At 65.4% G+C, this 25,699-nt stretch carries 25 protein-coding genes; 10 read left to right on the top strand and 15 right to left on the bottom strand.

Translation table 11 applies throughout. The annotated features are described in order from the left end of the window. Positions 1–64 precede the first annotated feature (64 nt). From ACSFA3_RS04950 to ACSFA3_RS04910, 9 genes are all read left to right on the top strand, one after another. Positions 65–622 (top strand): nucleoside deaminase, encoded by a 558-nt coding sequence (locus tag ACSFA3_RS04950; protein WP_435504271.1) that lies wholly within the window; start codon positions 65–67, stop codon positions 620–622. Positions 623–692: 70 nt separating this feature from the next. Continuing rightward, positions 693–947, top strand: coding sequence for a helix-turn-helix domain-containing protein (locus ACSFA3_RS04945; RefSeq protein ID WP_435504270.1), 255 nt, complete (start codon positions 693–695; stop codon positions 945–947). Beyond that, complete coding sequence (locus ACSFA3_RS04940; RefSeq protein ID WP_435504269.1) at positions 937–2,151, top strand: type II toxin-antitoxin system HipA family toxin; 1,215 nt, start codon at positions 937–939, stop codon at positions 2,149–2,151. Before ACSFA3_RS04945 ends, ACSFA3_RS04940 begins: the two co-directional genes overlap by 11 nt. Positions 2,152–2,269: 118 nt before the next feature. Further along, complete coding sequence (locus tag ACSFA3_RS04935) at positions 2,270–2,944, top strand: DsbA family oxidoreductase (RefSeq protein ID WP_435504268.1); 675 nt, start codon at positions 2,270–2,272, stop codon at positions 2,942–2,944. Positions 2,945–3,038: 94 nt separating this feature from the next. Further along, on the top strand, positions 3,039–4,613 hold the full coding sequence (locus ACSFA3_RS04930; RefSeq protein WP_435504267.1) for a DUF1800 domain-containing protein: 1,575 nt from the start codon (positions 3,039–3,041) through the stop codon (positions 4,611–4,613). A gap of 16 nt (positions 4,614–4,629) precedes the next feature. Next, complete coding sequence (locus ACSFA3_RS04925; RefSeq protein ID WP_435504266.1) at positions 4,630–5,853, top strand: DUF1501 domain-containing protein; 1,224 nt, start codon at positions 4,630–4,632, stop codon at positions 5,851–5,853. A 128-nt stretch (positions 5,854–5,981) separates the two neighbouring features. Next, positions 5,982–7,709: an ABC transporter permease gene (locus ACSFA3_RS04920; RefSeq protein WP_435504265.1), complete on the top strand. Its 1,728-nt coding sequence runs from the start codon at positions 5,982–5,984 to the stop codon at positions 7,707–7,709. Between the two features lie 10 nt (positions 7,710–7,719). Continuing rightward, positions 7,720–9,048: an ABC transporter ATP-binding protein gene (locus tag ACSFA3_RS04915; RefSeq protein WP_435504264.1), complete on the top strand. Its 1,329-nt coding sequence runs from the start codon at positions 7,720–7,722 to the stop codon at positions 9,046–9,048. Between the two features lie 124 nt (positions 9,049–9,172). Further along, on the top strand, positions 9,173–10,135 hold the full coding sequence (locus tag ACSFA3_RS04910; RefSeq protein WP_435504263.1) for a DUF3014 domain-containing protein: 963 nt from the start codon (positions 9,173–9,175) through the stop codon (positions 10,133–10,135). On the opposite strand, the gene gcvP is transcribed toward ACSFA3_RS04910, so the two are convergent. The 9 genes from gcvP to yjgA all read right to left on the bottom strand — a co-directional run bounded on the left by gcvP (position 10,125) and on the right by yjgA (position 19,905). Further along, entirely contained in the window at positions 10,125–13,067 is a 2,943-nt protein-coding gene (gene gcvP, locus ACSFA3_RS04905) for an aminomethyl-transferring glycine dehydrogenase (RefSeq protein ID WP_435504262.1), read from the bottom strand. The two genes, ACSFA3_RS04910 and gcvP, sit on opposite strands and share 11 nt — an antisense overlap. Before the next feature lie 2 nt (positions 13,068–13,069). After that, a complete protein-coding gene (gcvH, locus tag ACSFA3_RS04900) occupies positions 13,070–13,441 on the bottom strand; it encodes a glycine cleavage system protein GcvH (RefSeq protein WP_435504261.1) in 372 nt (123 codons plus the stop codon). A gap of 116 nt (positions 13,442–13,557) precedes the next feature. Continuing rightward, positions 13,558–14,682: a glycine cleavage system aminomethyltransferase GcvT gene (gene gcvT, locus ACSFA3_RS04895; protein ID WP_435504959.1), complete on the bottom strand. Its 1,125-nt coding sequence runs from the start codon at positions 14,680–14,682 to the stop codon at positions 13,558–13,560. 156 nt (positions 14,683–14,838) lie between these two features. Next, positions 14,839–16,131, bottom strand: a complete 1,293-nt coding sequence (locus ACSFA3_RS04890) for a TRAP transporter large permease (RefSeq protein WP_435504260.1) — start codon at positions 16,129–16,131, stop codon at positions 14,839–14,841. Positions 16,132–16,140: 9 nt separating this feature from the next. Then, positions 16,141–16,653, bottom strand: a complete 513-nt coding sequence (locus ACSFA3_RS04885; RefSeq protein WP_435504259.1) for a TRAP transporter small permease — start codon at positions 16,651–16,653, stop codon at positions 16,141–16,143. A 16-nt stretch (positions 16,654–16,669) separates the two neighbouring features. Continuing rightward, positions 16,670–17,650 carry a TRAP transporter substrate-binding protein gene (locus ACSFA3_RS04880; RefSeq protein ID WP_435504258.1) on the bottom strand — a complete coding sequence of 327 codons (981 nt, stop codon included), beginning with the start codon at positions 17,648–17,650 and terminating at the stop codon, positions 16,670–16,672. A 194-nt stretch (positions 17,651–17,844) separates the two neighbouring features. After that, entirely contained in the window at positions 17,845–18,612 is a 768-nt protein-coding gene (locus tag ACSFA3_RS04875; RefSeq protein WP_435504257.1) for a M48 family metallopeptidase, read from the bottom strand. A gap of 40 nt (positions 18,613–18,652) precedes the next feature. Then, the gene (gene mog / locus ACSFA3_RS04870; protein WP_435504256.1) at positions 18,653–19,252 is read right to left on the bottom strand and encodes a molybdopterin adenylyltransferase; all 600 of its coding nucleotides are present in this window, start codon (positions 19,250–19,252) and stop codon (positions 18,653–18,655) included. Further along, on the bottom strand, positions 19,249–19,905 hold the full coding sequence (yjgA, locus tag ACSFA3_RS04865; RefSeq protein WP_435504255.1) for a ribosome biogenesis factor YjgA: 657 nt from the start codon (positions 19,903–19,905) through the stop codon (positions 19,249–19,251). Before yjgA ends, mog begins: the two co-directional genes overlap by 4 nt. A 68-nt stretch (positions 19,906–19,973) precedes the next feature. On the opposite strand from yjgA, the gene pmbA reads away from it, so the two are divergent. Next, complete coding sequence (pmbA, locus tag ACSFA3_RS04860; protein ID WP_435504254.1) at positions 19,974–21,344, top strand: metalloprotease PmbA; 1,371 nt, start codon at positions 19,974–19,976, stop codon at positions 21,342–21,344. A 3-nt stretch (positions 21,345–21,347) separates the two neighbouring features. On the opposite strand, the gene ACSFA3_RS04855 is transcribed toward pmbA, so the two are convergent. From ACSFA3_RS04855 to ybiB, 6 genes are all read right to left on the bottom strand, one after another. Next, a complete protein-coding gene (locus tag ACSFA3_RS04855; protein ID WP_435504253.1) occupies positions 21,348–21,809 on the bottom strand; it encodes an NUDIX domain-containing protein in 462 nt (153 codons plus the stop codon). Position 21,810: 1 nt separating this feature from the next. Then, complete coding sequence (locus ACSFA3_RS04850) at positions 21,811–22,260, bottom strand: GatB/YqeY domain-containing protein (protein WP_435504252.1); 450 nt, start codon at positions 22,258–22,260, stop codon at positions 21,811–21,813. Between the two features lie 102 nt (positions 22,261–22,362). Beyond that, positions 22,363–22,575, bottom strand: coding sequence for a 30S ribosomal protein S21 (gene rpsU / locus ACSFA3_RS04845; protein ID WP_007833691.1), 213 nt, complete (start codon positions 22,573–22,575; stop codon positions 22,363–22,365). 123 nt (positions 22,576–22,698) lie between these two features. Next, entirely contained in the window at positions 22,699–23,937 is a 1,239-nt protein-coding gene (locus tag ACSFA3_RS04840; RefSeq protein ID WP_435504958.1) for a BaiN/RdsA family NAD(P)/FAD-dependent oxidoreductase, read from the bottom strand. Positions 23,938–23,962: 25 nt separating this feature from the next. Then, entirely contained in the window at positions 23,963–24,784 is an 822-nt protein-coding gene (gene cobA, locus ACSFA3_RS04835; protein WP_435504251.1) for a uroporphyrinogen-III C-methyltransferase, read from the bottom strand. Further along, a complete protein-coding gene (ybiB, locus tag ACSFA3_RS04830) occupies positions 24,784–25,698 on the bottom strand; it encodes a DNA-binding protein YbiB (RefSeq protein WP_435504250.1) in 915 nt (304 codons plus the stop codon). Before ybiB ends, cobA begins: the two co-directional genes overlap by 1 nt. Position 25,699: the final 1 nt, after the last annotated feature.

The following is a 25,699-nucleotide window of genomic DNA, read 5'->3' as shown; positions in this document are numbered from 1 at the left end:
GGAACGGGGAACAGCGGGGGTCGGTCGGGCGGTAGCATGAAGGCCGGCAGTCTATCCAAACGCCTTGGAACCGAAGAAGGAGCAGAACTTGTTCGATGCGCCAGTCCCGAATCCGCAGAACTTTCCACCCCAGGGCCTGACCCCGACGCACGAGCAGATCCTGCGGCACTTGCGCCGCTCGAACACCGTCGCACAACGCGCCGTCGGGCTCGGTCATCATCCGTTCGGTGCAGTGCTGGTCGGGCCGGACCAGGAAACGGTGCTTCTGGAGCAATGCAACATCGACACGGTCAACCATGCCGAATCGACGCTGGCACGCGTTGCCGCCACCAACTTCACACCGGAGTTTCTCTGGAGCTGCACGCTCTACACGGCCGTCGAGCCTTGCTGCATGTGCGCCGGTACCGCCTACTGGGCCAACATCGGCCGCGTCGTCTTCGGGATGACCGAAGCACAGTTGCTGGCGGAAACCGGCAGCCATGCCGAAAACCCGACGATGAGCGTCGACTCGCGCTATGTTTTCGACCATTGCCAGAAGTCGGTCGAACTGATCGGGCCGGTGCCGGAGATTGCTGCGGAGACGGTGGCGATGCAGCGAGCGTTCTGGGCAAGTCGGACCTGATATTTGTACTTCTTAATGTACATATCTGCGTTTTCAGCGCATTATGTGGCGCATGAAGGACAAAATCAGGTTGCCCATTGAACTTGGCGAAGCCATCAAAGCCGAGCGCAAATCGTCGCGATTGAAGGCGACCGATATCGCAATCCGTTCCGGTCGGGCGCGCAATGTTCTCTACCGACTCGAACGCGGAGAAGACATCACGGTCGGCTCGCTGATGGACATCCTGCGAGCGATGAGTCTCACGATTCGCCTGGAAAGCCTCGGCATGCCGACGCTCGACGAGGTCAAGCGCCGGTTTGCACAGGACGACGACGATGCTGCCTGAAAAGATCAAACAGCTCGAAGTCGACATCGACGGTGCGTGTGCCGGTCAGTTGCTGAAGCATTCGGTCTACGAGTTCAGGTATCTGGACAGCGAAATCGAACAGCCCGCCGTCGCGCTGCTGATGCCGCCCAGCCAGCCCACGTACCAGGATGGCGACCTGTTCGCGGTGATGGACCAGAACCTGCCGGAAGGCGATCTGTATCTGCGCCTACGCGCGATGTTCCCCAAGCAGCAGCTCACGCCGATGCACCTGCTCGCGCTGGTGGGGTCCAATGGCATCGGCCGGTTGAATTTCAGGCTGCACGACCGTCCGGCCCCGGCTCCGGCCGCGCCGATCGACCGTCGAACCTTGCTGGCAACGCGCTACACACCCGAGGTCTTCGACGAACTGGTCCGCGCCTACCTGAGCACGGGCGCTGGCATCGCGGGAATGCAACCCAAGATCATGGTGCCCGACCGCCCGACCATTCCTGTGCCGACCCTCATCGTCAAGACGGCATCCACGGCCTATCCCGGGCTGGCCGCTAACGAGTTCCTGTGCCTGACCGCGGCACGGCGCGCCGGAATCCTGACGCCCACTTTCGATCTCTCGCACGACGGGCAAATGCTCCTGGTCGACCGGTTCGATGTCGAGCCGGATGGGAGCAGGCTCGGCTTCGAGGACGTCGCCGCGCTCATGGGATTGCGGGTGCGAGACATCCAGTCGGACCGCAAATACCAGGGCAGCTACCAGCGTGTCGCCGAACTGCTGCGTTACATCCAGCTCGACGACGAAAGCCTGGCCCGATTCTTCGAGCAGGTCGCCTTCAGCATCATGGTCCGCAACGGCGACGGGCACCTCAAGAACTTCGGTGTGCTCTACACCTCGGTCCACGATTGCCGACTGGCGCCGATGTTCGATGTCGTCACCACGTCTATCTATCGCTACACCCGCTACGAGGGCGGGCCGGAACTGGAAGACCGGACGCTGGCGCTGAAACTGTTCGCGGGCAGGCATCACACCAAGGCTTATCCGACGACCGAGGAACTGCTTCGGTTCGGGAGTGTCGTTTGCGGCGTTGCGAAGCCGGCCGTCGTGCTGGCACGCATCACGGACGCAATGGAGCGGACGCTGAGCGAAGCAGTCGGCGACGACCGGATTCCTAAGAATCTTCTGGAGTCGATGGCGGAAGCGTGGCGGATCGGAATGGCGCATTCGCCCTGATGCAGGTCGACGCAGGCCAACGCAGGCCAACGCGGGCCAACGCGGGCCGACACCTCCGTCAGTGGGGAAATGCTTGTATGCGATTGAAACCCGCGCAACCGCCGCCATCATTGAAGCCATGACCACCCATCTCACCATCGATTTCGTCTCCGACGTCTCCTGCCCGTGGTGCGCTGTCGGTCTTGGAGCGCTCGAAACCGCGTTGAAGAACGTCGCGCCCGACATCCAGGCCGAACTCCGCTTCCAGCCTTTCGAGCTCAATCCGAAAATGCCGCCCGAAGGCCAGGACATCACCGAGCACATCCAGCAGAAGTACGGCTCGACGCTCGAGCAGCAAATGCAGTCGCGCGAGGCGATACGCCAGCGGGGCGAGTCGGTGGGCTTCACTTTCACTTCGGGCGCACGCAGCCGTATCTACAACACCTTCGATGCACATCGGCTGCTGCATTGGGCTGAACTGGAAGACGTGGCATTGCAGCGCGCGTTGAAGAAGGCGCTGTTGAAGGCGTATTTCACCGATGGCGAGAACCCTTCGGACCACGAGGTGCTGTTGCGCATCGTCGGCGAAGTCGGGCTCGACGTGAACCGCGCGCGCGAAATCCTGGCTGGCGAGGCGTTTGCAGCTGAAGTGCGCGAGCGCGAGGAGCTCTACACAGGCGCGGGCATTCACTCCGTGCCCGCGGTCGTCATCAACAATCAGCACCTCATTTCCGGTGGGCAACCCGTGGAAGTCTTCGAGCGCGCGTTGCGCCAGATTGCCGGCGCCGCCCCGCCGATGGTCCAATCGGCCTGAGCTTTACCTTGGCGCATGAGTTGCCCGGTCAACGGGAGGCTCCGGTCGACGGTTGAGCATTCACCGTCAACATATGTCGAGACAAGGAGCTTCGATGAGGACATCCCGCAAGGGCATGCGCTTGCTCGCCATGGTCATGTCGTCCGCGCTGCTGCTCGCAGGCTGTGCTGCGCCGAGAACCTTAGGCCCGGCGCCGAACGTCGCGGCAGTCGGCGAGGCCACGCAACTGCGCTGGCTCGACCGGGTGACCTGGGGCGCCAACGCGAGCAGTGCCGCGCAGCTCGCAAAGGAGGGCCTCCCGGTCTGGTTGCGCGACCAGTTGCATCCGCTCCCGGCCAGGTTGCCTTCCGCGGCACAGGCGCAGATCGACGCGATGACGATCTCCCAAACGCCGGTCGAGCAGCTCGCCATCGCGCTCGACGCACAGCGCAAGGCTGCAGACGCCTTGCCCGACGTAGAGCAGAAGAAGGCCGCGCGCCAGGCTTACCAGCAGCAGTTGCAGCGGCTGTTGCGCGAGTCGCAGCAGAGATTCCTGCTGCGCGCCCTGTACTCCCCCAACCAGTTGCAGGAGCAGATGACATGGTTCTGGATGAACCATTTCAACGTCAATGCGCGCAAGGACAACATCCGTGCGCTGGTCGGCGACTATGAAGAAACGGCCATCCGTCCCCATGCGCTCGGCCGGTTCCGCGATCTGCTCGGCGCGACGGCGCGGCATCCGGCCATGCTGCGCTATCTCGACAACGCGCAGAACGCGGCCAACCGCATCAACGAGAACTACGCCCGCGAGCTGATGGAGCTGCACACGATGGGCGTCGGCAGCGGCTACTCGCAGGGCGACGTGCAGGAACTGGCGCGCGTGCTCACCGGCGCCGGCATCGCTTCGCTGAATGCAGATGCGCCGCCGCCCAACGTGCGTCCGGCGCTTCGCGGCGACTACGTGCGGCACGGAATGTTCGAGTTCAACCCGAACCGGCACGACTATGGCCCAAAGACGCTCCTGGGTCGGCCGATGGTCCAGCACGGACTGGTCGAGACCGACGAGGCGCTCGACCGGCTGGCAAGCGCGCCGGCGACGGCGCGTTTCGTGTCGACCAAGCTGGCGATCTATTTCGTTGCCGACATGCCGCCCGTCGCGCTGGTCGACCGCATGAGCGCCACGTTCCAGCGCAGCGACGGCGACATCGCTGCCGTGCTGACGACGATGTTCGAGTCGCCGGAATTCACCGTGTCGCTCGGCGGCAAGTTCCGCGATCCGGTGCACTACGCGATCGGCAGCGTGCGGCTGGCCTACGACGACCGTGTGGCGACCGATTTCAATCCGCTGATCGGCTGGATCGCGCGCATGGGCGAGCCGCTCTACGGCCACGAGACGCCCGACGGCTATCCGCTGACCCAGGACGCCTGGGCCAGCGCCGGCCAGATGGCGACGCGCTTCGAGATCGCCCGCGCCATCGGTACGGGCGGCGCGGTGCTGTTCCGCACCGAAGACAAGGCACCTCCGGAGAGGCCCGCCTCTCCTTCGTTTCCGCCGCTGGCCGAATCGAGCGCCGTGCGCACCCGCATCCCCACACTCGGTGCCGGCACGCGCGATGCGCTGGCGCAGGCGAAGACGCCGCAGGAATGGAACACCTTCCTGCTCGCCTCGCCGGAGAACATGCACCGCTGAACGCGAAGGAATTGCCATGCAACGCCGTGATCTTCTGAAGCTGCTCGCCACGGCGCCCATCGCCGGTGCCGTCTCCAATGTCGGCGCCCAGGTCGTGGCCGCACCTGCTGCCGGGGGCGCCAAGCTGCTCGTCGTCTTTCTGCGCGGTGCGTACGACGCAGCCAACCTGCTGGTGCCGGTCGACAGCGATTTCTATTACGCATCGCGGCCGACCATCGCCGTCCCGCGTCCCGTCCAGCCGAACGGCGCCCTGGCGCTCGAGGGTGGCTGGGGTCTGCACCCGGCGCTGGCCGCGAGCGTGATGCCGCTGTTTCAGAAGAAGCAGGCAGCCTTCATCCCGTTCGCCGGTACCGACGACCTGAGCCGCAGCCATTTCGAGACGCAGGACTCGATCGAACTCGGCCAGGCGCTCGACCAAAGCCGCAACTACCGCTCCGGCTTCCTCAACCGGCTGGCCGGCGTGCTCGGCGCCGGTCCGCTGACCGACGTGTCGCCGATCGCATTCACCGACCAGATGCCGATCTCTCTTCGCGGCGATGCCAGGGCAGCCAACATGGCGCTGGCCTCGGTCGGCCGCAGCGGTATCGACGCGCGTCAGAGCGCCGTCATCGAGGCGATGTACCGCAACACCGCGCTGGCGCAACCTGTGGTCGAAGGTTTTTCGGTGCGCGACGAGGTGCAGCGCGCGGTCAAGGCCGAGATGGACGCGGCCAGCCGCGACGCGATGACATCCAAGGGCTTCGAGCGGGTCGCGCGGCGCATGGCGCTGCTGATGCGCGACCGCTTCGACCTCGGCTTCGTCGACGTCGGTGGCTGGGACACGCATGTGGGGCAGGGCGCGGGCACCGGCTATCTGGCGAACCGGCTGGAGGAACTCGGGCGCGGCGTGGCCGGCTTTGCCGAAGCGATGGGCGACGACGCTTGGCGCGAGACGGTCGTCGTGGTCATCAGCGAATTCGGCCGCACCTTCCGCGAGAACGGCAACAAGGGCACCGACCACGGGCACGGCACCGTCTACTGGGTGTTCGGCGGCGGGCTGTCGGCGCACGCGGGCGGACGCGTGGTCGGCGAGCAGGTCGAAGTGACGCAGAAGAACCTGTTCCAGAACCGCGACTATCCGGTGCTGAACGAATACCGAGCGGTTTTCGGCGGGCTGTTCTCGCGCATGTACGGGCTGACGCCGACGCAGCTGGACCGGGTGTTCGCGGGCGTTGCGCCGAAGGATCTGGCGCTGATCTGATCCGCGCTGTCGCGGCGCGGTAACCGTGGCCCGGTATGGTCAGGTCCGGTCCAGTCTCGCTGGGCACAATGGCGCGCCCGCTCTTCAGCCCCGATCCCCGACCCCGACCCCGACCCCGACCCGTTCTCATGTTCGACAAACGCTATTACCCGCGCCTGGCCGTCGCATCCGGCGGCAACCGCTGGGACTGGGCCTTCCTGCCGCTGGTGCTGGCCGTGCTGTTCGCGCTGGCCTACGGCGGTTCGCAGATGGCGCGGCCGTACGAGCTGGGCCAGTCGCTGCCGATCAGCCTCGATCCGTGGTCGCTGCCGTACTACCTGCTGCGTACCACGCTGCGGATGTTCATCGCGCTCGGTGCGTCTCTCGTCTTCGCCTGCATCTTCGCAGCGGTGGCGGCCAAGTACCGCGCCGCCGAGCGGGTGATGGTGCCGATGCTCGACATCCTGCAGTCGATCCCGATCCTGGGTTTTCTGTCGATCACCGTCACCGGGTTCATCGCGCTGTTTCCCGGCAACCTGCTCGGCGTCGAATGCGCGGCCATCTTCGCGATCTTCACTTCTCAGGCCTGGAACATGGCCTTCAGCCTCTACCAGTCGCTGCGCACCGTGCCGGCCGAATTGCGCGAGGCGTCGAATGTGTTCCAGCTCTCGGGCTGGCAGCGTTTCTGGCGGCTGGAGATGCCGTTCGCGATGCCCGGACTGCTCTGGAACATGATGATGTCGATGTCGGGCGGCTGGTTCTTCGTCGTCGCGTCGGAAGCGATCTCGGTGTCGAACCAGAACATCAAGCTGCCGGGCGTCGGCTCGTACATCGCGATGGCGATCGAGGCGCGCGACCTGGGCGCGATCGGCTGGGCCATCGGCGGCATGCTGGTAGGCATCGTGCTGTACGACCAGCTGTTCTTCCGCCCGCTGATCGCCTGGGCCGACAAGTTCCGCTTTGAGGAAGGCAGCAGCGAAGACACCCCACGCTCATGGCTCCTGACCTGGCTGCGTCGCACCGACCGGCTGCAGCGCGCCGGCGTGCTTGTCGGCCGGGTGCTGGAGCGCACGCTGCTCGTGTTCCGGAGAGACCACGACGGCACGTCGATCAAGGCGCGCCCGAAGCCACCGAACGCCACGGTGGCGCGGGTGTGGGACGCCGTACTTGCTGCCGCCGTCGCGCTGGCAGTGGTCTGGCTGGGGCGCTTCATCCATGCCGAAGTCGGCTGGGCGGAGGTCGGCCATGTCTTCGTGCTGGGCTTCTACACGCTGGTGCGGGTGCTGGTGCTGATCGCGCTGGCGGCGCTCGTCTGGGTGCCGATCGGCGTCTGGGTCGGCATGAACCCGCGCTGGGCCGGGCGGCTGCAGGGCGTTGCGCAATTCTTGGCTGCATTTCCGGCAAACCTGATGTTTCCGGTGGCGGTGCTTTTCATCGTGCGCTGGCACCTGAACCCGAACATCTGGCTGGCGCCGCTGATGGTGCTGGGCACGCAGTGGTACCTGCTTTTCAACGTGATCGCCGGCGCATCGAGCGTGCCGACCGAACTGCGCTACGCCGCCAGCAACATGGGCCTGAGCGGCTGGCTCAAATGGCGGCGCTACCTGCTGCCGGCCGTGTTCCCGAGCTTCGTCACAGGCGCCATCACCGCCAGCGGCGGCTCCTGGAACGCCAGCATCGTCGCGGAATACGTGACCTGGGGCGACACCACGCTGCAGGCGACCGGGCTGGGCAGCTACATCGCCCACATGACTGCCATCGGCGACTTTCCGCGCATCGCGCTGGGCATCGGCGTGATGTGCGTCTTCGTGATGGCGATGAATCATTTTGTCTGGCGCAAGCTCTATGCGCTGGCCGAAAACCGCATGCACTTTTAAGTTGGCTGACATGACAGAACAGATCGTTGAACTTCAGGGCGTCGGCAAGTCGTTCCGTTCGGCCGACGGCACCGCTCGGACGGTGCTGGACGGCGTCGATTTCCACCTTGCCGAGGGTGAGATCGTGGCGTTGCTGGGCCAGTCGGGCTCGGGCAAGTCGACGTTGCTACGGATCATGGCGGGGCTGATTTCCGTCGACGGCGGCAGCGTGCGTTACCGCGGGCAGCCGCTTTACGGACCGGCGCGCGGCATCGCGATGGTGTTCCAGTCTTTCGCGCTGTTTCCGTGGCTCACCGTGCAGCAGAACGTCGAATTGGGGCTGGAGGCGCGCGGCGTCGAGCGCAAGGAGCGCGCGAAGCGTGCCGGCGCCGCCATCGACCTGATCGGGCTGGCCGGCTTCGAGGGTGCCTTGCCGCGCGAGCTCTCGGGCGGCATGCGCCAGCGCGTCGGCATCGCGCGCGCGCTGGTGGTCGAGCCTGAAGTGCTGCTGATGGACGAAGCTTTCTCCGCCCTCGACGTGCTCACCGGAGAACGCCTGCGCGACGACATCCTCCAGCTCTGGGACGGCGGCGCGATGCCGACCAAGGCGATGCTCGTGGTGTCGCACAACATCGAGGAGGCAGTGCTGATGGCCGACCGCGTGCTGATCTTCGCGAGCAATCCGGGACGGGTGCGGGCCGAGTTGCCGATCACGCTGCCGCGTCCGCGCGACGTCGACAGCCTCGAAGTGCGCGCGCTGATCGACGAGGTCTACAAGCTGATGACGGTGGGCGAAGCGCCGAGCGCGGGCCGTTCGCGCGGTCAGCCGGCGCACATGCACCTGAGCGACCGCCTGCCGGACGCCGATGTCGACCGCATGGAAGCGCTGCTCGAACTGCTGGTCGACGACGGCCACGACGGCCGGGCCGACCTGCCGCAACTTGCGGAGGAGGCCGAACTCGCCGATCACGAGCTGCTGCCGCTGGCCAAGGCGCTGGCGCTGCTCGGCTTCGCTGACTTGGCGGACGCCGATCTGCACTTGACCGTGCTCGGACGGCGTTACGTCGAAGGCACGCACACGCTGCGCCAGCAACTCTTCGGCCAGCAGCTGCTCGCGCATGTGCCGCTGGCTGCGCACATCCGCCACAGCCTGGAGCAGGCGCCATCGGGCGAGTTGCGCGAGGAGCCGTTCCTGCAACTGCTGCGCGAAAGCCTGGATGCGGCTGTGGCCGAGCGCGTGCTGCGCACGGCGATCGAATGGGGTCGCTATGGCGAGGTCTTCGAGTACGACTTCCATACCGGGCTGATCCATCTGCCGGTCGGCGATGCGGTCGTGCCGGAGAGCGACGAGAGACCCTGAGCCTGCCGCGCCGCGCCGAACAGCGCTCCGTTCACAGTGCGTTACTTCATGCGGCTGCCCAAAGCGTTCCAATAGAGCCATGCGCCTTTCGGCGCCGTCGATGCTCTTCAAAGGAATTCCGCCCATGTCTAACCGCGATCCCGTACGCGCCCGAGCAAATCTGCGTGACGATTTCAGGCCCAGCGAGGAAAGATCCCGCGTGCCTCTCGTCATCGGCTTGCTGATCCTGATCGTCGCAGGGGCCACCGGCTGGTGGTACTGGACCTACGGCCCTCACAGGAATACCGCTCAGCCCGAACCGACGCCCGCAGCCGCTGCCGCACCGGCACCCGACGATGCGCCGGCCAGGCCGCCAGAACCGGTGGCGCTGGGCCCGCAGAACCCTGTCGATGCCATCGCCAAGCCCGATGCCGTGCTGCCTGCGCTTTCGGACGCCGATGCGCAGGTCACTTCCGCGCTCACGCAGCTCTTCGGTGCCGGTCCGCTGGCCTCGTTCCTCAATACCGACGGCTTCGTCCGACGCACTGTGGCGACCGTCGACAACCTCACGCGCCAGCAGGCGCCGTCGCGCATGTGGCCGGTGCATCCGACGCCGGGGCGTTTCACGGTGCAGCCGGGCGCGCAGGGCGGCGCGAACGGCGAGCAGACCATCGATGCGGCCAATGCGGGCCGTTACTCTGCAATTACCGCCTTTGCAGAGGCGGTCGATGTCGATCGCGCGGCCAAGCTCTACGCGCGGCTCTACCCGCTGTTTCAGCAGGCGTACGAGGAACTGGGCTATCCGGGGCGTTATTTCAACGACCGGCTGGTGACCGTCATCGACCATCTGCTGGCGGCGCCGGAGCCTGACGGCCCGGTGCGCGTGAAACTGACCGAAGTGAAGGGCGAATACGACGCGCCGAACCCATGGACACGCTACGAGTACGTCGATCCGTCGCTCGAATCGATGACCAGCGGCCAGAAGATGATGGTGCGCGTCGGGCCGGTCAACGAGCGCCGGCTGAAGGCGAAGCTGGCCGCGTTCCGGGCGCAGATCGCGACCGGCCCGGGCGCATCGGCAAGCACATCGGCGCCGGTCAGGAAGTAGCCGCCGCCTCGTCCGTCCTGTCGTAGGCGTCGACGGGAAGGCAACTGCAGAACAGGTTCCGGTCGCCGTATACGTTGTCGACCCGGCCGATCGGCGACCAGTATTTCGACTGCCGGAGCGCAGCCAGCGGATAGGCCGCCAGCTCGCGCGCATAAGGCCGCTTCCATTCCGTCGCGAGCAGGCTGGCCGCCGTGTGCGGCGCATGCTTCAGCGGGTTGTCGTCCTTCGGCCAGACGCCTTCCTCGACGCGCCGGATCTCGCCGCGGATGGCGATCATCGCTTCGATGAACCGGTCGAGTTCGGCCAGCGGCTCGCTCTCGGTCGGCTCGACCATCAGCGTGCCGGGCACCGGGAAGCTCAGCGTCGGCGCGTGGAAGCCGTAGTCGATCAGGCGCTTGGCCACGTCTTCGGCAGTGACGCCGGACGTTTCCTTCAGCGGACGCAAGTCGAGGATGCATTCGTGCGCGACGTGACCATTGGGGCTTGCGTACAGCGTCGGGTAGTGGTCCTTGAGGCGTGCGCTGATGTAGTTGGCGCTGAGGATCGCGGTTTCGGTCGCGGCCTGCAGGCCGGCTGCGCCCATCATCCGGCAGTACATCCAGCTGATCGGCAAGACGGCCGCATTGCCGAGTGGTGCGGCGGAAACTGCGCCTACGACAGGCTCAGGGCGAACGGGTGCATCGGAGCGAACGGTCTGTGACGTCGCATGGCCCGGCAGGAAAGGCACGAGGTCCGCCACCACGCACACCGGACCGACGCCCGGACCGCCGCCACCGTGCGGAATGCAGAAGGTCTTGTGCAGGTTGAGGTGGCTGACGTCGCCGCCGAATTCGCCCGGCGCAGCCACGCCGACCAATGCGTTCATGTTGGCGCCGTCGACGTAGACGCGACCGCCGTGGGAATGCACCAGTTCGCAGAGTTCCTTGACGCGCGTCTCGAAAACGCCATGCGTGCTCGGGTAGGTGATCATCACGGCGGCGAGCTGCGCGCCGTGTTTTTCGCAGGCGCGCTGCAGGTCGTCCATGTCGACATTGCCTTGCGCGTCGCAGGCGGTCACCACGACCTGCATGCCGGCCATCTGCGCGCTGGCCGGGTTGGTGCCGTGGGCGGAGGACGGAATCAGGCAGATGTTGCGCTGTCCTTCGCCTTTCGAGTCGTGGAAGGCCTTGATCGCCAGCAGGCCGGCGTACTCGCCCTGCGAACCTGCATTCGGCTGCAGGCTGATGCCCGCATAGCCGGTGGCTTCGCAAAGCCATTCGAGCAGTTGCCGGTCGAGTTCGGCATAGCCCAGGAGTTGGTCGGCGGGTGCGAACGGATGGATGTTCGCGAATTCGGGCCAGGTGATCGGGATCATCTCGCTCGTCGCGTTCAGCTTCATCGTGCAACTGCCGAGCGGAATCATGCTGCGGTCGAGTGCCAGGTCCTTGTCGGAAAGGCTGCGGATGTAGCGCAGCATCGCCGTCTCGCTCTTGTGCGTGTTGAACACGGGGTGCGCGAGGAAGTTACTGGTGCGGCGCAGCGCTTCGGGAATGCGCGGTGCGGCAATGTCGGCCAGCTTTTCGAAGCGCGGCATCGCGACGCCTTCGGGCACGAACAGCGCCCACAGCGTTTCGATGTCGGCGCGCGTCGATGTCTCGTCGAGCGAAATGCCCAGATGTTGCTGCAACCGATGGCGCAGATTCACGCCAGCGGCATCGGCACGGGCGAGCACGGTGGGCGTGTCTTCGGCGGTCTTTACCGTCAGCGAGTCGAACGCAGTCGTGTTGACGAGCACGCGACCCATCTGCTCCAGCCCGTCGGCCAGCACGGCCGTCAGCGCTGCAACCCGCTGCGCGATGCGAGTGAGGCCTTCCGGGCCGTGATAGACCGCATACATGCTCGCAACCACCGCCGGCAGCACCTGCGCGGTGCAGATGTTGGATGTCGCCTTTTCACGGCGGATGTGCTGCTCGCGCGTTTGCAACGCGAGCCGATAGGCCGGCGCGCCGTGTGCATCGACGCTGACGCCGACCAGCCGTCCGGGCAGCGAACGCTTGAACGAATCGCGGCAGGCCAGATACGCCGCATGCGGACCGCCGTTGCACATCGGCATGCCGAAGCGCTGCGTGGTGCCGCAGACGATGTCGGCATCCCACTCGCCGGGCGGCATCAGCAATGTCAGGGCCAGCAGATCGGCCGCGACGCAGAGCGCGGCGCCGCATGCGTGCGCGTGACCGGCGAGCGGGCGCAGGTCGTGTACCTGCCCGGTAGTGCCCGGGTATTGGGCGAGAGCGCCGAAGAATTCGGTGCTTGCCATCAGGTGCGGCAGGGTTTCGGTCGCGGTACTGACGCGGATCTCGATGCCCAGCGGGCCGGCGCGGGTGCGCAGCACTTCGATGGTCTGCGGATGACAGTCGCCGGCGACGAGGAAGACGTTGCTCTTGCTCTTCACGCTGCGCTTGGCCAGCGTCATCGCCTCGGCTGCGGCTGTCGCTTCGTCGAGCATTGACGCGTTGGCTATCGCCATGCCGGTCAGGTCGCAGACCATCGTCTGGAAGTTGACCAGTGCCTCCATCCGGCCCTGTGAAATCTCGGCCTGGTAGGGCGTGTACGCGGTGTACCAGGCCGGGTTCTCCAGGATGTTGCGCAGGATCACGCCCGGCGTGTGCGTGCCGTAGTAGCCCTGGCCGATGAAGTTTCGCGCGACCTTGTTCTTCGACGCCATGCGCTTCAGCTCGGCCAGCGCGTCGGCCTCGCTTACCGCCGCGGGCAGGTTCATCGGTTTCGTGCGGCGGATGGCGGCGGGCACGATGCCGTCGATCAGCTCCTCGCGCGTCGCCGAGCCGATGACCGGCAGCATGCGCGCCTCGTCCGCCGGTTCGATGCCGATGTGACGAGCGACGAACTCGTCGGCGTTCTCGAGTTCGCGGAGGGTGGGGAAGGGTGCCGGCATGTTCAGGAAGCAGCGAATTTGTCGTAATCGGCTTCTTCGAGCAGGGCGTCGATCTGCGTCGGATCGCTCGGTTTCACCTTGAAGAACCAGCCGGTCGCGAGTGGATCGCTGTTCGCCAGCGACGGGTCGGCGCGCAATGCTTCGTTGACCTCGACGACTTCGCCGGAGATCGGCATGAACACGTCCGCAGCCGCCTTCACCGACTCGACCACGCCGGCCACTTCGCCTTGCGCGAAGGTCTTGCCGACTTCGGGAAGATCGACGAAGACCACGTCGCCGAGCGCATCCTGCGCATGAACGGTGATGCCGACGACGGCGGGCGCATCGCCCTCGGTCTGGACCCATTCGTGGTCCTTGGTGTACTTGATGCTCATGGTTGCTCCTGGAGGGGAAAAAGAAAAAACAGAATCCGTGGAATTCAAGCTGGAAACCAACCGTTCGGGCTGAGCTTGTCGAAGCCCTTCGACAAGCTCAGGGCGAACGGTCGGTGTCAGCCGCGGAAGTAGTTGGCCGGAATGAAAGGCAGCGTACAGACTTCCATCGGCACCGGCTTGCCGCGAACGATCGCCTGTATGCGGGTGCCGGGTTCGCTGTAGGCGGTCGCGACGTAACCCATCGCCACCGGGCGGTCGACGCTCGGTCCGAGCAGGCCGCTGGTGACCTGCCCGATCGGCTGGCCTTCGAAGGATTCGAGCGGCGTGCCGTCGCGCACAGGGATGCGTTCGAGCGCCACCAGTCCGACGCGCTTGCGGCGCAGTGTGTGATGGTCGGCACTGGCCGGCAGGGCGGCGGCGGTTGCCGCGCCGGCCTGTGAGATTTCCAGCTGCGCCAGTATCTTGTCGGCGCCGGGGAACCCGCCGGCACGTGCCCCGCCGGTGCGACGCACTTTCTGGATCGCCCAGTTCAGCGAAGCCTCGACCGGCGTGGTGGTGGTGTCGATGTCGGCGCCGTAAAGGCACAACCCGGCTTCGAGCCGCAGCGAGTTGCGCGCGCCGAGACCGATCGGCTTGACCTCCGGTTGAGCCAGCAGCAGTCGGGCTAGCGCTTCGGCATCGCCGGCCGCAACCGAAATCTCGAAGCCGTCTTCGCCGGTGTAGCCGCTGCGGGTCACGAACGCCGGCACGCCGACCGATTCGTCTCCGATCCTCACCGCACCGCCGGTCATGAAGACGAAGCGCTCGATGCCCGGTGACAGCCGCGCCAGCACGGTGACGGCCTGCGGACCCTGGAGCGCGAGCAGTGCGTGATCGGGCATCGGCTGCACATCGCAGCGGTCGCCGATCCGGGCCCGGATATGCGCGATGTCAGCCGCCTTGCAGGCGCCGTTGACAATCACGAACAGCGTGTCGTCGCCCTCGTTGAAGAACATCAGGTCGTCGAGGATGCCGCCTTCGTCGTTCAGCAGCAGGCCGTAGCGCTGCCTGCCGGGCGCGAGGCCGATCACGTCGACCGGCATCAGCGTCTCGAAAGCCGCTGCGGCATCGGGACCGACGAGCCGTAGCTGGCCCATGTGCGAGATGTCGAAAAGGCCGGCTGCGCTGCGCGTGTGCCGGTGCTCCGCCATGAGCCCGGCGGGATACTGCACCGGCATCGAGTAGCCGGCGAAGGGAACCATGCGGGCGCCGAGTTCGACGTGCAGGTCGTGCAGCGGGGTCTTGTGCAGGGGCGCGGAGACGGAGACGGGGCCGGGGCCGGGGCCGGGTAGATCGTCGGGGGAACGGGAAGAGGAAGTCATGGTGCACTCCGGGTTGCCCGAACGAGTTTAGTGGAACTACTTGAACCCCATCACCCTCGGCAGCCATGTGCTCAGTGCGGGCACGAAGGTCAGGATCATCAGCACCGCGCCGTGCGCCCAGAGGAACGGCACCAGCTCGCGCACCAGCGCCGACATCGGCACCTTCGACACGTTGCAGGTCACGAACAGCAACCCGCCGACCGGCGGCGTGATCATGCCGAGCGTCAGGTTGAAGATCACGATCATCGCGAAATGCACCGGATCGACGCCCAGCTTGAGTGCGACCGGCGCGAGGATCGGCGCCAGCACCATCACGCCCGGCAGCGGTTCGATGAAGATGCCGAACAGCAGCAGGAAGATGTTCACGATGATCAGGAACATCCACGGCGAAAGATTCATGCCGATCAGCCATTCGGCCATCTGCTGCGGAATGCCTTCGATCGTCAGCACCCAGGCGAACGACGCCGACAGGCCGATGATGATCAGCACCGATGCCGACAGCAGGGCGGACCGTTCGAGGATGTTCGGCAGCGCCTTCCATTCGAGCGTGCGGTAAACGAACTTGCCGACCAGCAGCGCGTAGAAGACCGCGACCACCGAAGCTTCCGTCGGCGTGAACCAGCCCGCGCGCATGCCGCCGAGGATCACGACCGGCAGCAGGATCGCCGGCAGCGCCTTCCAGCTGGTGATGAGGATCTCGCGCAGCGGCGGCAGCTTGCCGTCGCCCTTGTAGTTGCGCTTCTTCGAGACGTGGAAATTGACCGCGCACATCGCCACCGCGATCAGGATGCCCGGCAGGATGCCGGCGGCGAACAGCGTGCCGACCGAAACCGATTCGTCCTGCAGCGCGTAGATGATCATGATGATCGACGGCGGAATGATCGGCCCGACGATCGCCGTCGAAGCTGTGAGCGCCGCGGCATACGACCGGTCGTAGCCGGCCTTGTCCATCATCTTGATCAGCATCGAGCCGGGGCCGGCCGCATCGGCCAGCGCCGAGCCGGAAATGCCCGAGAAGAAGGTGAGCGACACCACGTTGGTGTAGCCCAGCCCGCCGCGCTTGTGGCCGACGAACTGACCTGCGAAGCGCAGTAGTACCTCGGTCAGCGAGCCGCCGCTCATCAGCTCTGCAGCGAGGATGAAGAACGGCACCGCCATCAGCGGGAAGGAATCGATGCCGGTGAAGGTTTCCTTCAGCAGCACCATCAGCGGATAGTTTTCCGCGAGGATCAGCGTGGCCGCGGTGGCCAGGCCGAGCGCGAAGGCCACCGGCACGCCGATGGCCAGGAACACGCAGGCCGAGACGATGAGAACGATGCTTGCATCCATGCCGCCCCCTTACAGCGAGGCCGAAGCCGTGGCGTCGAAATGCGCGTCCGAAGCGAACTTGCGGTCCACCACGTAGCCTTTCACGACCAGCAGGAAATGCACGATCAGCAGAATGCCGCCGATCATCATCGCGCTGTAGATGTAGGCGAACGGAATCTGAGTCACGGCCGTGAGCTGGAACATGGTGCGCTGCATGTAGAGCCAGCCGTACCAGACCATGAAGCCGAAGAATCCGAACAGCAGCGCGGCGACGACCATTCGCATCGCCATCGCGCCCTTGCGCGGCAACGAATCCTGCAGGTTCTCGACCGCGATATGTCCGCCGTAGCGCAGCACCGGACCGGCGCCCAGGAAGGTTAGCCAGATCATCATGTGACGAGAGACTTCCTCGGCCCATTCGAGCGACTGGTCGGTCAGGTAGCGCAGGGCAACGTTGGTGAAGATGATGACCGACATCGCTGCCAGCAGTGAAATCAGCGCCCAGCGGTTGGCGGCGAGAAAGTAACGCTCGAATGCTTGCACGTTCAGCTGACCCCGATTACCTGACGTCCGCGATCTTCTTCAGGTTGTCCGCGCCGAATTCCTTTTCGTAGCCGGCGTAGGCCGGTTTCAGGGCAGCGCGGAATGCAGCACCGTCGACAGTGCGAGTGACTTTCATGCCGTCCTTCTCGAGCTGGGCGATGCCGTTGTTCTCGTCGTCGTTCACTTTCTTGCGTTGCGCGATCGAGGCCTTCTGCGCCGCCGCGACGAACACCTTCTTGTCGGCATCCGAAAGCTTGTTCCAGACCCTCGGCGACAGCAGCAGCAAGGCGGGCGAGTAGACGTGGCCGGTCAGCGAGAGGTGCTTCTGCACCTGCGAGAACTTGGAGGCCAGGATCACCGGGATCGGATTTTCCTGACCGTCGACGGTGCCTTGCTGCAGCGCGCCGAACAATTCCGGGAAGGCCATCGGCGTCGGCAGGATGCCGAAGGTGCGATAGCCGTCCATGTGGACCTTGTTCTCCATGGTCCGCATCTTCAGGCCCTTGGCATCTTCCGGCTTGACGATGTCGCGCTTGTTGTTCGTCATGTGGCGGAAGCCGTTCTCGGTCCAGGCCAGCGCGATGATTCCCTTGCTAGGGAACTTGGTCAGGATGTCCTGGCCGATCGGGCCGTCCATGACCTTGCGCGCATGGTCGTAGTCTCGGAACAGGAACGGCACGTCGACGATCTTTACCTCGGGCACGAAGTTGCCGACCGGTCCGGTGGATGTGTTGACGAGGTCCTGCGTACCGAGCTGGACCGCTTCGATCTGCTCGCGCTCGCCGCCGAGCGCCGAACTCGGAAACTGCTGGCACTTGAATCTGCCCGCCGTGTTCTTCTCGATCTCGTCGCAGAACACCGTCGAACCCACGCCGTAATGCGATTCCTTCGTCGTGGCGTAGCCGATCTTCAACGTGGTGGTCTGGGCGAGTGCCTGGGCGCCGAAACCCAACGTGAGGCACGCGAGCGTGCCGGCTGCAATGAGGCCGAGTTTCATTTTTTTGTCTCCGGGAGTTGGTATGCCGAACCCTGGGGCTCGGCCGTCGAAAGTCGTCGGACGCGACTATGCCGCAGATGTCGACCGACGCGCGTCGGGAGTTTCACCGACGGAATCCACTCGATGGAGACGAAACGGGCAGTGCCGACACTGCCTGCGGCCCAAGTGCCGCTCGGCTGCGGCTCAGCTGCGGCTCAGCTGCCGCTGTCGAGGCGCTTCTGCATTGCCGCTGCACGCGCGGTCGAAGGCGGGTGCGAACTCAGCAGCGAATTCCCGGCGCTCTGGCCTTCGCTGAGCTTGGCCAGCTTCTGGAAACCGGTGACCAGGCCCTTGCGCTCGAGCTTGCGTTCGCCCAGCAGATCGAAAGAGTAGCCGTCGGCGGCACTTTCCTGCGATTGCGAGAACTGGGCGTTGACGAATTTTTCCGCCAGGTCGCCAGCCTGCGACTGCGACAGCTGGCCCGCGATGCCGCCGACCGCACTGGCCAGCCCGCGCGCAGCCGACGCCGCATATGCCGTCTGCATGCGCGTCTTGGAATGGCCCAGCGCCACATGCCCGATTTCATGGCCGATCACGCCGCGCAATTCGTCGTCGTTCATCAGGTCCATCAGTCCGCTGTAGACGCGGATGCAACCGTTGGCCATCGCCCAGGCGTTTACGTCCGGCGTGATGTAGACCTTGTAGTCGGCGGTCTTGTCGTTCACCGTCGTGGGCATGGCCCGGATGACCTGGGTCAGGCGCATCGCATATTTGTTGCCGGCGGGCGCGATCTGGTTCTTCTGGTCCATGGCGGCGCACGACTGGTCGGACATCCTGGCGATTTCGCCATCGTTCAGCGACATGGCCTTCATGGCCGTGCCGCCGATGTCGGAGAGTTTGCTCGTGTCCATCGTTTGCAGGGTCTCGCAGCCAGCAAGCGAAAAGCACAGGGCGACTGCGGCCAGGGAAAGTGTTTTATTCATGGAACGAATGGAACAAATGGAATGAATGTTTGGGTAGATTTCAGCTTCGGTCCGGCCGCCGTGCCGACTTCGGTCGGAAAGCACTGCAAACGGATTCGTCCGTTTCGATGTACGGCCCGCCAATCAGATCGATGCAATACGGCACTGCCGCGAATATCCCGGCAACGGCCGGCGAACCGTCGGCGTTCTTCAGCCCTTCGAGCGTCTCCGCGATCGCCTTCGGCTGGCCCGGCAGATTCAGGATCAGGCTTGCATCGCGCACCACCGCGACCTGCCTCGAAAGGATCGCCGTCGGCACGAAGCGCAGGCCGATCTGCCGCATCTGCTCGCCGAATCCGGGCATCTCCTTGTGCGCGACTGCCAGCGTCGCCTCTGGCGTGACGTCGCGCAGCGCCGGGCCGGTACCGCCGGTCGTCAGCACCAGCGAACAGCCGGCATCGACGAGTTCGATCAGCGTCGCGCTGATCAGCACCTGTTCGTCGGCGATCAGGCGAGGCTCGAACGTGATCGGGTTGCGCAGGGCGCGCGTGAGCCAGTCCTTGAGCGCCGGCAGACCCTTGTCTTCGTAGACGCCGGTCGATGCGCGGTCGCTGACGGAGACGATGCCGATGCGAACCGGCTCGAAGGCCGATTCGGTCATGCGTCGGTCTCTCGCGACTGTTCGGCTGCGGCCTCGGCATGGTCCGCGCCGCCGTGTGCGCCGAGCTGCGCTCGCACCAGCTGGAACACTTCGCGATAGGCCTTGCCCTGGCGCGGCGCTTCGCCCGGCTTGCCGGCCTTGATGTCCTTGCGGGCCTGGCGCACCAGGGCGCGCAGTTGCTGGATGTCGGTGCCGGGATGCGTTTCGATCCAGCCGCCGATCGCGTCGTCGTCGGCGATCAGCCGGTCGCGCCAGCGTTCGGCTTCGTGCAGCGTGGCGGTTTCTTCGGCCGGCGCGCTGTGCTGTTCGCCGATCGCGACGCGCACCAGGTCGAGCGTGGCCGGATCGAGCAGGCGCATCAGCTTGCCGATGAACTGCATCTGGCGGCGTTTGCCTTCGAAATTGGTGATGCGGCGCGCTTCGATCACGGCATCGACCAGCTTTTCGCTGAGCGGCAGCTTGTCGAAGAGGCTGGCGCGCAGCGTGAGCAGGTCTTCGCCGATCTTCTGGAGCTCGGTGCTCTCGCGCTTGAGGTCGGTCTTGCTGGCTTCGTCGGTGCCCTTGAGCTCGCGCTTGAGCTCCAGGTCGAGTTCGCTGCCTTCTGCAACGAATTCGCCACGGACGTAATAGCCTTTTTTGGGTTTGCGGGACATAGGTCGATCTTGGCCGCAATGCACAGCGCTGTAGAGGGAAAGGGGGGCGCAAGTATCATAGCCAACACATGAAGACTTCTACCTCGCGCGCCGAATCCGGCTTCGCCTACAGCCGTTCCTTTTTTGAAAACCTGGTCGATTCGGCCCTGGCGCATGCCAAGAAGCTCGGTGCGACCGATGCCGGCGCAGAAGCGTCGGAAGGCTGCGGCCTGAGCGTTTCGGTGCGCAAGGGCGAGCTCGAGAACGTCGAGCGCAACCGGGACAAGTCGCTGGGCATCACCGTCTACGTCGGTAATCGCAGGGGCAACGCCAGCACGTCGGACTTTTCGGAGCCCGCCATCGCGCAGACCGTGCAGGCCGCCTACGACATTGCCCGTTTCACCGCGGAAGACCCGACCAGCGGTCTGCCCGACGAGGACGACATCGTCAAGGAACAGCCCGACCTCGACCTGTTCCATCCGTGGGACATCGACAGCGAAGGCGCAGCGAAGATGGCGCTGGAATGCGAAGCGGCGGCGCTGTCGACCGACAAGCGCATCACGAACAGCGAAGGCGCTGGCGTTTCGGCCCAGCAGAGCCATTTCTTCAGCGCCCACACGCACGGTTTCCGCGGCGGCTATGCCAGCTCGCGGCATTCGATTTCGGTCGCGCCGATCGCCGGCAAGGGCAGCGACATGCAGCGCGATGCCTGGTACAGCTCGATGCGCTCTGCCGATGCGCTGGCGAGCCCGCAGTCGGTCGGCCGGTATGCCGCCGAACGTGCGTTGTCGCGGCTCAAGTCCCGCAAGATCAAGACGACGGAATGCCCGGTGCTGTTCGAATCGCCGCTGGCTGCTGGCCTGCTCGGCGGCTTGGTGCAGGCGGTCAGCGGTGGCGCGCTGTACCGCAAGAGCACTTTCCTGCTCGATTCGCTCGGCAAGCAGGTGCTGCCCGACCATCTCGACATCTCGGAAGACCCGCACATCCTGCGTGGCAAGGGGAGTTCGCCGTTCGACGACGAGGGTGTGACGACGCGTGCGCGCAAGGTCGTCGACGCGGGTCGGCTGGAAGGCTATTTCCTCAGCACCTACTCGGCGCGCAAGCTCGGCATGAAGACGACGGGCAATGCCGGCGGGTCGCACAACCTGGTGCTCAGCTCGCGCCTGACGCAAGACGGCGACGATCTCGACGCGATGCTGCGCAAGCTCGGAACCGGCCTGCTCGTGATCGAGCTGATGGGGCAGGGCGTGAACTACGTGACCGGCGACTATTCGCGCGGCGCGAGCGGCTTCTGGGTCGAGAAGGGGCGCATCGCGTTCCCGGTCGAAGAGATCACCATCGCCGGCAACCTGAAGGACATGCTGATGGGCATCCAGGCAGTCGGCGCCGATGCGTACAACTACGGCGCAAAGACCACGGGTTCGATCCTGATCAACCGGATGAAGATCGCCGGGTCCTGAGATTCAGGTGACCGGGTGCGCGGCCAGCCATTCGCGCAAACGCTCGATGGTCTGGCGATACGGCAACGCAAAGCCGTCCAGCGATTCTTCGGACGTCAGCCAGCGAAACCGGAAGACGAGACCGTCTTCCTCGGGGCTGCCACTGGCGACATGCTCGAACGCTTCGGGCAAGGCCGCATCGGTCCGCATCAGATAGAGATGCCACAGCTGTGCGTGACGATGCACATTGCCTTCGATGCCGGCTTCGCAATCGCGGTCCAGCGTGCCGAGTGGAACAAGCGGGCCGTCGAATCGAATGCCGGATTCCTCCAGCAATTCACGCCGCACCGCGTCTTCCGGTGCCTCGCCCGCTTCGACCGTGCCCTTGGGCAACTGCATGCCACCGTCTTCGGGGTGATCGAATACCAGCAGGCGCCCGCGCCGATCCACCAGGCAGGCGCAGGCCTTCGGAACCGGCTGTTTCATCTCAGGCGCCCGAAAGCGCGGCCTTGACCGCTACGCTGACCTGGCCCATGTCGGCCTTGCCGGCCAGCTTTGCTTTCACCGCGCCCATCACCTTGCCCATGTCGCCGGGGCCGCTGGCGCCGAGTTCGGCGACGATGGCTTTCACTTCGACCAAGACTTCATCCGCGCTCAGGCGTTTCGGCAGATAGACCTCCAGCACCTTGATTTCGCTGGCTTCCTTGTCGGCCAGGTCGGTGCGGCCACCTTGCGTGAAGGCGGTAACCGAATCCTTGCGCTGCTTGACCAGCTTGTCGACGATGGCGATCACGGCGGCATCGTCGAGCTCGATGCGCTCGTCGACCTCCTTCTGCTTCATCGCCGCGAGTAGCAGGCGGACCGTGCCGAGGCGTTCCGAATCCTTGGCGCGCATGGCGGTCTTCATGTCTTCGGTGATCTGTTCCTTGAGGCTCATGGCGACTCCTTTGAATGGAAAGTGATTCTTCTGGAAAAACAAAAGCCGCGGCAGGCTGACCTGGCGCGGCTCGGTGCGGAGCAAAGCTCTTCGTCTAATTGCTTAGTAGAGCTTCTTGGGCAGCTGCATGCTGCGCACGCGCTTGTAATGACGCTTGACGGCCGCAGCCTTCTTGCGCTTGCGCTCGGCGGTCGGCTTCTCGTAGAACTCGCGGGCACGCAGGTCGGTCAGCAGGCCGAGCTTTTCGATGGTGCGCTTGAAGCGGCGAAGGGCGACGTCGAACGGCTCGTTTTCTTTAACGCGGATGGTGGTCATTTAAAAATCGTTGAATTGAATTTGGCCGGGGGAGATCGAGGCCCACAGCCGGGGTTCCTCAACTGAAACTTTTTGAGGCCGTTGAGGGAAGGCCAGAGTTAGCCCGAAATTATAGCGTGCTTGCTAGGGCGATCCCGAGACGAGTGAATTGGCACACGCAAAAGCGCTGGCCCAGGCCCACTGGAAGTTGTAGCCGCCGAGCCAGCCGGTGACGTCCACCACTTCGCCGATGAAATACAGCCCCGGCTGCTTCGATTCCATCGTCTGGGAAGAAAGATCGCGCGTATCGACGCCGCCAGCCGTCACTTCGGCTTTCTTGTAGCCCTCGGTGCCGCTCGGCGTGATCTGCCAGCGCGCGATGCGCTCGGCCAGCGCCGAGAGCGCGCGGTCGGCGGCTTCGTTGATCGGCCGCTGCAGTGCCGGGTCTTCGCCGACCCATGCATCTGCGAGCCGCGACGGCACCATCGTCGCGAGTTCGTTGGCGATGCGCTTGCGCGAGCGCGACTTGGCCTCGCCGAGCGCAACCGACACGTCGGTGCCCGGAGCGAAATCGATGCCGAGCGGAACGCCTTCCTTCCAGTAGCTCGAAATCTGCAGCACCGCCGGCCCGGAAAGCCCACGGTGGGTGAAGAGCAGATCTTCCAGAAAAGCCACGCGTTCCTTCTTGGCACCGACGGCGATCTGCACCGGCAGCGCCAGACCGGCCAGCGCCGCGTAGGGCGCCCAGCCTTCACCGGCAAAGGTCAGCGGCACCAGCGCCGGACGCGGCGTCACCATGCGCAAGCCGAACTGCGCCGCCAGCCGGTAGCCGAAATCGCTCGCGCCGAGTTGCGGGATCGACAGGCCGCCGGTCGCCACGACGATCTGCGCGGTGTGGACCGCGCCGCGCTCGGTGTCGATGCGGTAGCGATCCGCCGTCGCCGCGTCGGCATCGAAGGTCACGCCGCGCACCTTGCACGGCTGCCAGCGCTCGACGGCGCCCGCAGCACACTCGGAGAGCAGCATGTCGATGATCTGCTGCGAAGGTCCGTCGCAGAACAGCTGGCCCTTGTGCTTTTCATGGTGCGCGATGCCGTAGCGGTCGATCAGGGCGATGAACTGCTGCGGCGTGTAGCGCGACAGCGCCGAGCGGCAGAAGTTCGGGTTTTCGCCGACGAAGTGCTTTTGCGGCGCGCGTATGTCGATGTCGCGGTTGGTGAAGTTGCAGCGACCGCCGCCCGAGATGCGAATCTTTTCGGCGACACGCTCGCTGTGGTCGACGATCAGCGTTTTCAGCCCGCGCTGGCCGGCCTGTGCAGCGCAAAAAAGGCCGGCTGCGCCTGCGCCGATGACGACGACGTCGAAATGGAGTGACAAGTGTATTCAGCCTCTTTGTGGAGGCGGAATTCTAGTTTCCGCAACTGCCGGCGCTGCTCGCGCTCCGCAAGGCCGGAACATCGCTTGCCGCCGCGATGCCGCGCAGCACGTCGCCGACCACGATCACCGACGGGCTTCCGAGCCCGGCTTCGGCAATGGCGCCGCACATGGCGCCCAGGGTCGTCACGATGTGCCGCTGGTGCGGCAGGCTCGCATGCTGCACCACGGCGACCGGCGTTTTGCCCGGCAGACCCTGCAGAAGTTCGCGCTGGATGTGGGCAGAACCGGCAACCCCCATATATATGACCAGAGTGAGGCGAGCGTTGTGCACCGTGGCCGCCAGCGCGCGCCAGTCGGTCGGGTCGTCCTGTGCGCCGGCGCCGGTCTTTGCATGGCCGGTGACGAAGACGACGCCTTGCGCATGGTCGCGGTGCGTCAGCGGCACGCCGAGCGACGTCACGGCCGCGAGGCCGGCCGTGATGCCGTTCACCACCGCCACTTCTATGCCTTCATCGCGCAGGTGCTCGACCTCTTCGCCGCCCCGCCCGAAGATGAACGGATCGCCGCCCTTGAGGCGCACCACGGTTTCGCCTTCCCGCACGGCGGTGATCATGAGTTTTTCGATAAACGCCTGCGGCGTGCTCTTGCAGCCGCCGCGCTTGCCGACGTAGACGATGCGGGCGTCCGGCCGGGCATGGACCAGGACCGCTTCGTTCACCAGATCGTCGACGAACAGCACCGTGGCTGCACCGATTGCCTTGACCGCCTTCAGTGTCAGCAGATCCGGATCGCCGGGGCCGGCGCCGACCAGCGTGCAGCGGCCGTTGAACGGGAGATTGAAAGAGTTGTTCATCATGCGTGGGTCGCGAGTTGTTTGATGTGCGCGACCTGCACGGCGATCGCATGCGGCACCGGCAGGTCGCCGGTCAGCACGCTGCGTGTGTAGGCGGCGGTGGTCTGGATGTCGATGGCGGTCGGCAGGCCGGGTACTTCCGTGGCGGTGCCGGGCTGCTGGGCCTGCAGTTCGCTGCGGACGCCGCGCACGAAGCCGTCGATCTGCGCGGTGCGGCGCGGGTCGGAAACGACTTCGCCTTCGAGGCCGCGCGAGAGCAGTGCGGTGATGCCGGTCATCGCGAAGGTTTCGGCCATCGTCAGCGCGTACTCGGGATGCGTGTAGCTGGCGACGATCACGCACGGCCCGGTCGTCGGCTGCATCAGCTTGACCACGCTGTGGCCCGGATTGCGCAGGCCGACGATGCGGCGCACGTCGAGCAGCCGCTTGAGCGCCGGGTTGAGCAGCTCGGTCGGTGCGAAGGCGACTTCGCCCGGCGAGATTGCGCGTATCGCTTGCAAGGGCGGCACGTCCAGAGCCGCGAGCACGTCCCAGGCCAGGATGCGGGTCGATTCGCTGGCGCTTCCGTGCACCAGCACCGGCAGGCCCTCGCGGGCCAGCAGCAGCGCCAGCAGCGGCGTCAGCACCGGCAGCTTTCGCGCGCCGTTGTAGCTCGGCAGCACGACCAGCGCAGGAGCGCCGGGCTCGCCGGCCGGCACATGCGCAAGGCGGGCCTGCGTCGCGTCGAGAAAGCCGGCCATTTCTTCCGGCGTCTCGCCCTTGATGCGCATCGCCAGGCAGAACGCGCCGATTTCCAGGTCGGTGATGCCGCCGTCGAGCAGCTGTCCGAACAGATCGGCCGCCTGAGCGCGCGCCAGCGGCTTGGCGCCTCGCGCGCCACGGCCGATTTCCTTGATGTAGTGACTTATTCCCATG

This window comes from Variovorax glucosi (assembly GCF_051216695.1).
Classification (GTDB): Bacteria; Pseudomonadota; Gammaproteobacteria; order Burkholderiales; family Burkholderiaceae_C; genus Variovorax.
The sequence above is the reverse complement of the archived record's forward strand: the minus strand, read 5'-3'. Positions and strand labels throughout refer to the sequence as shown.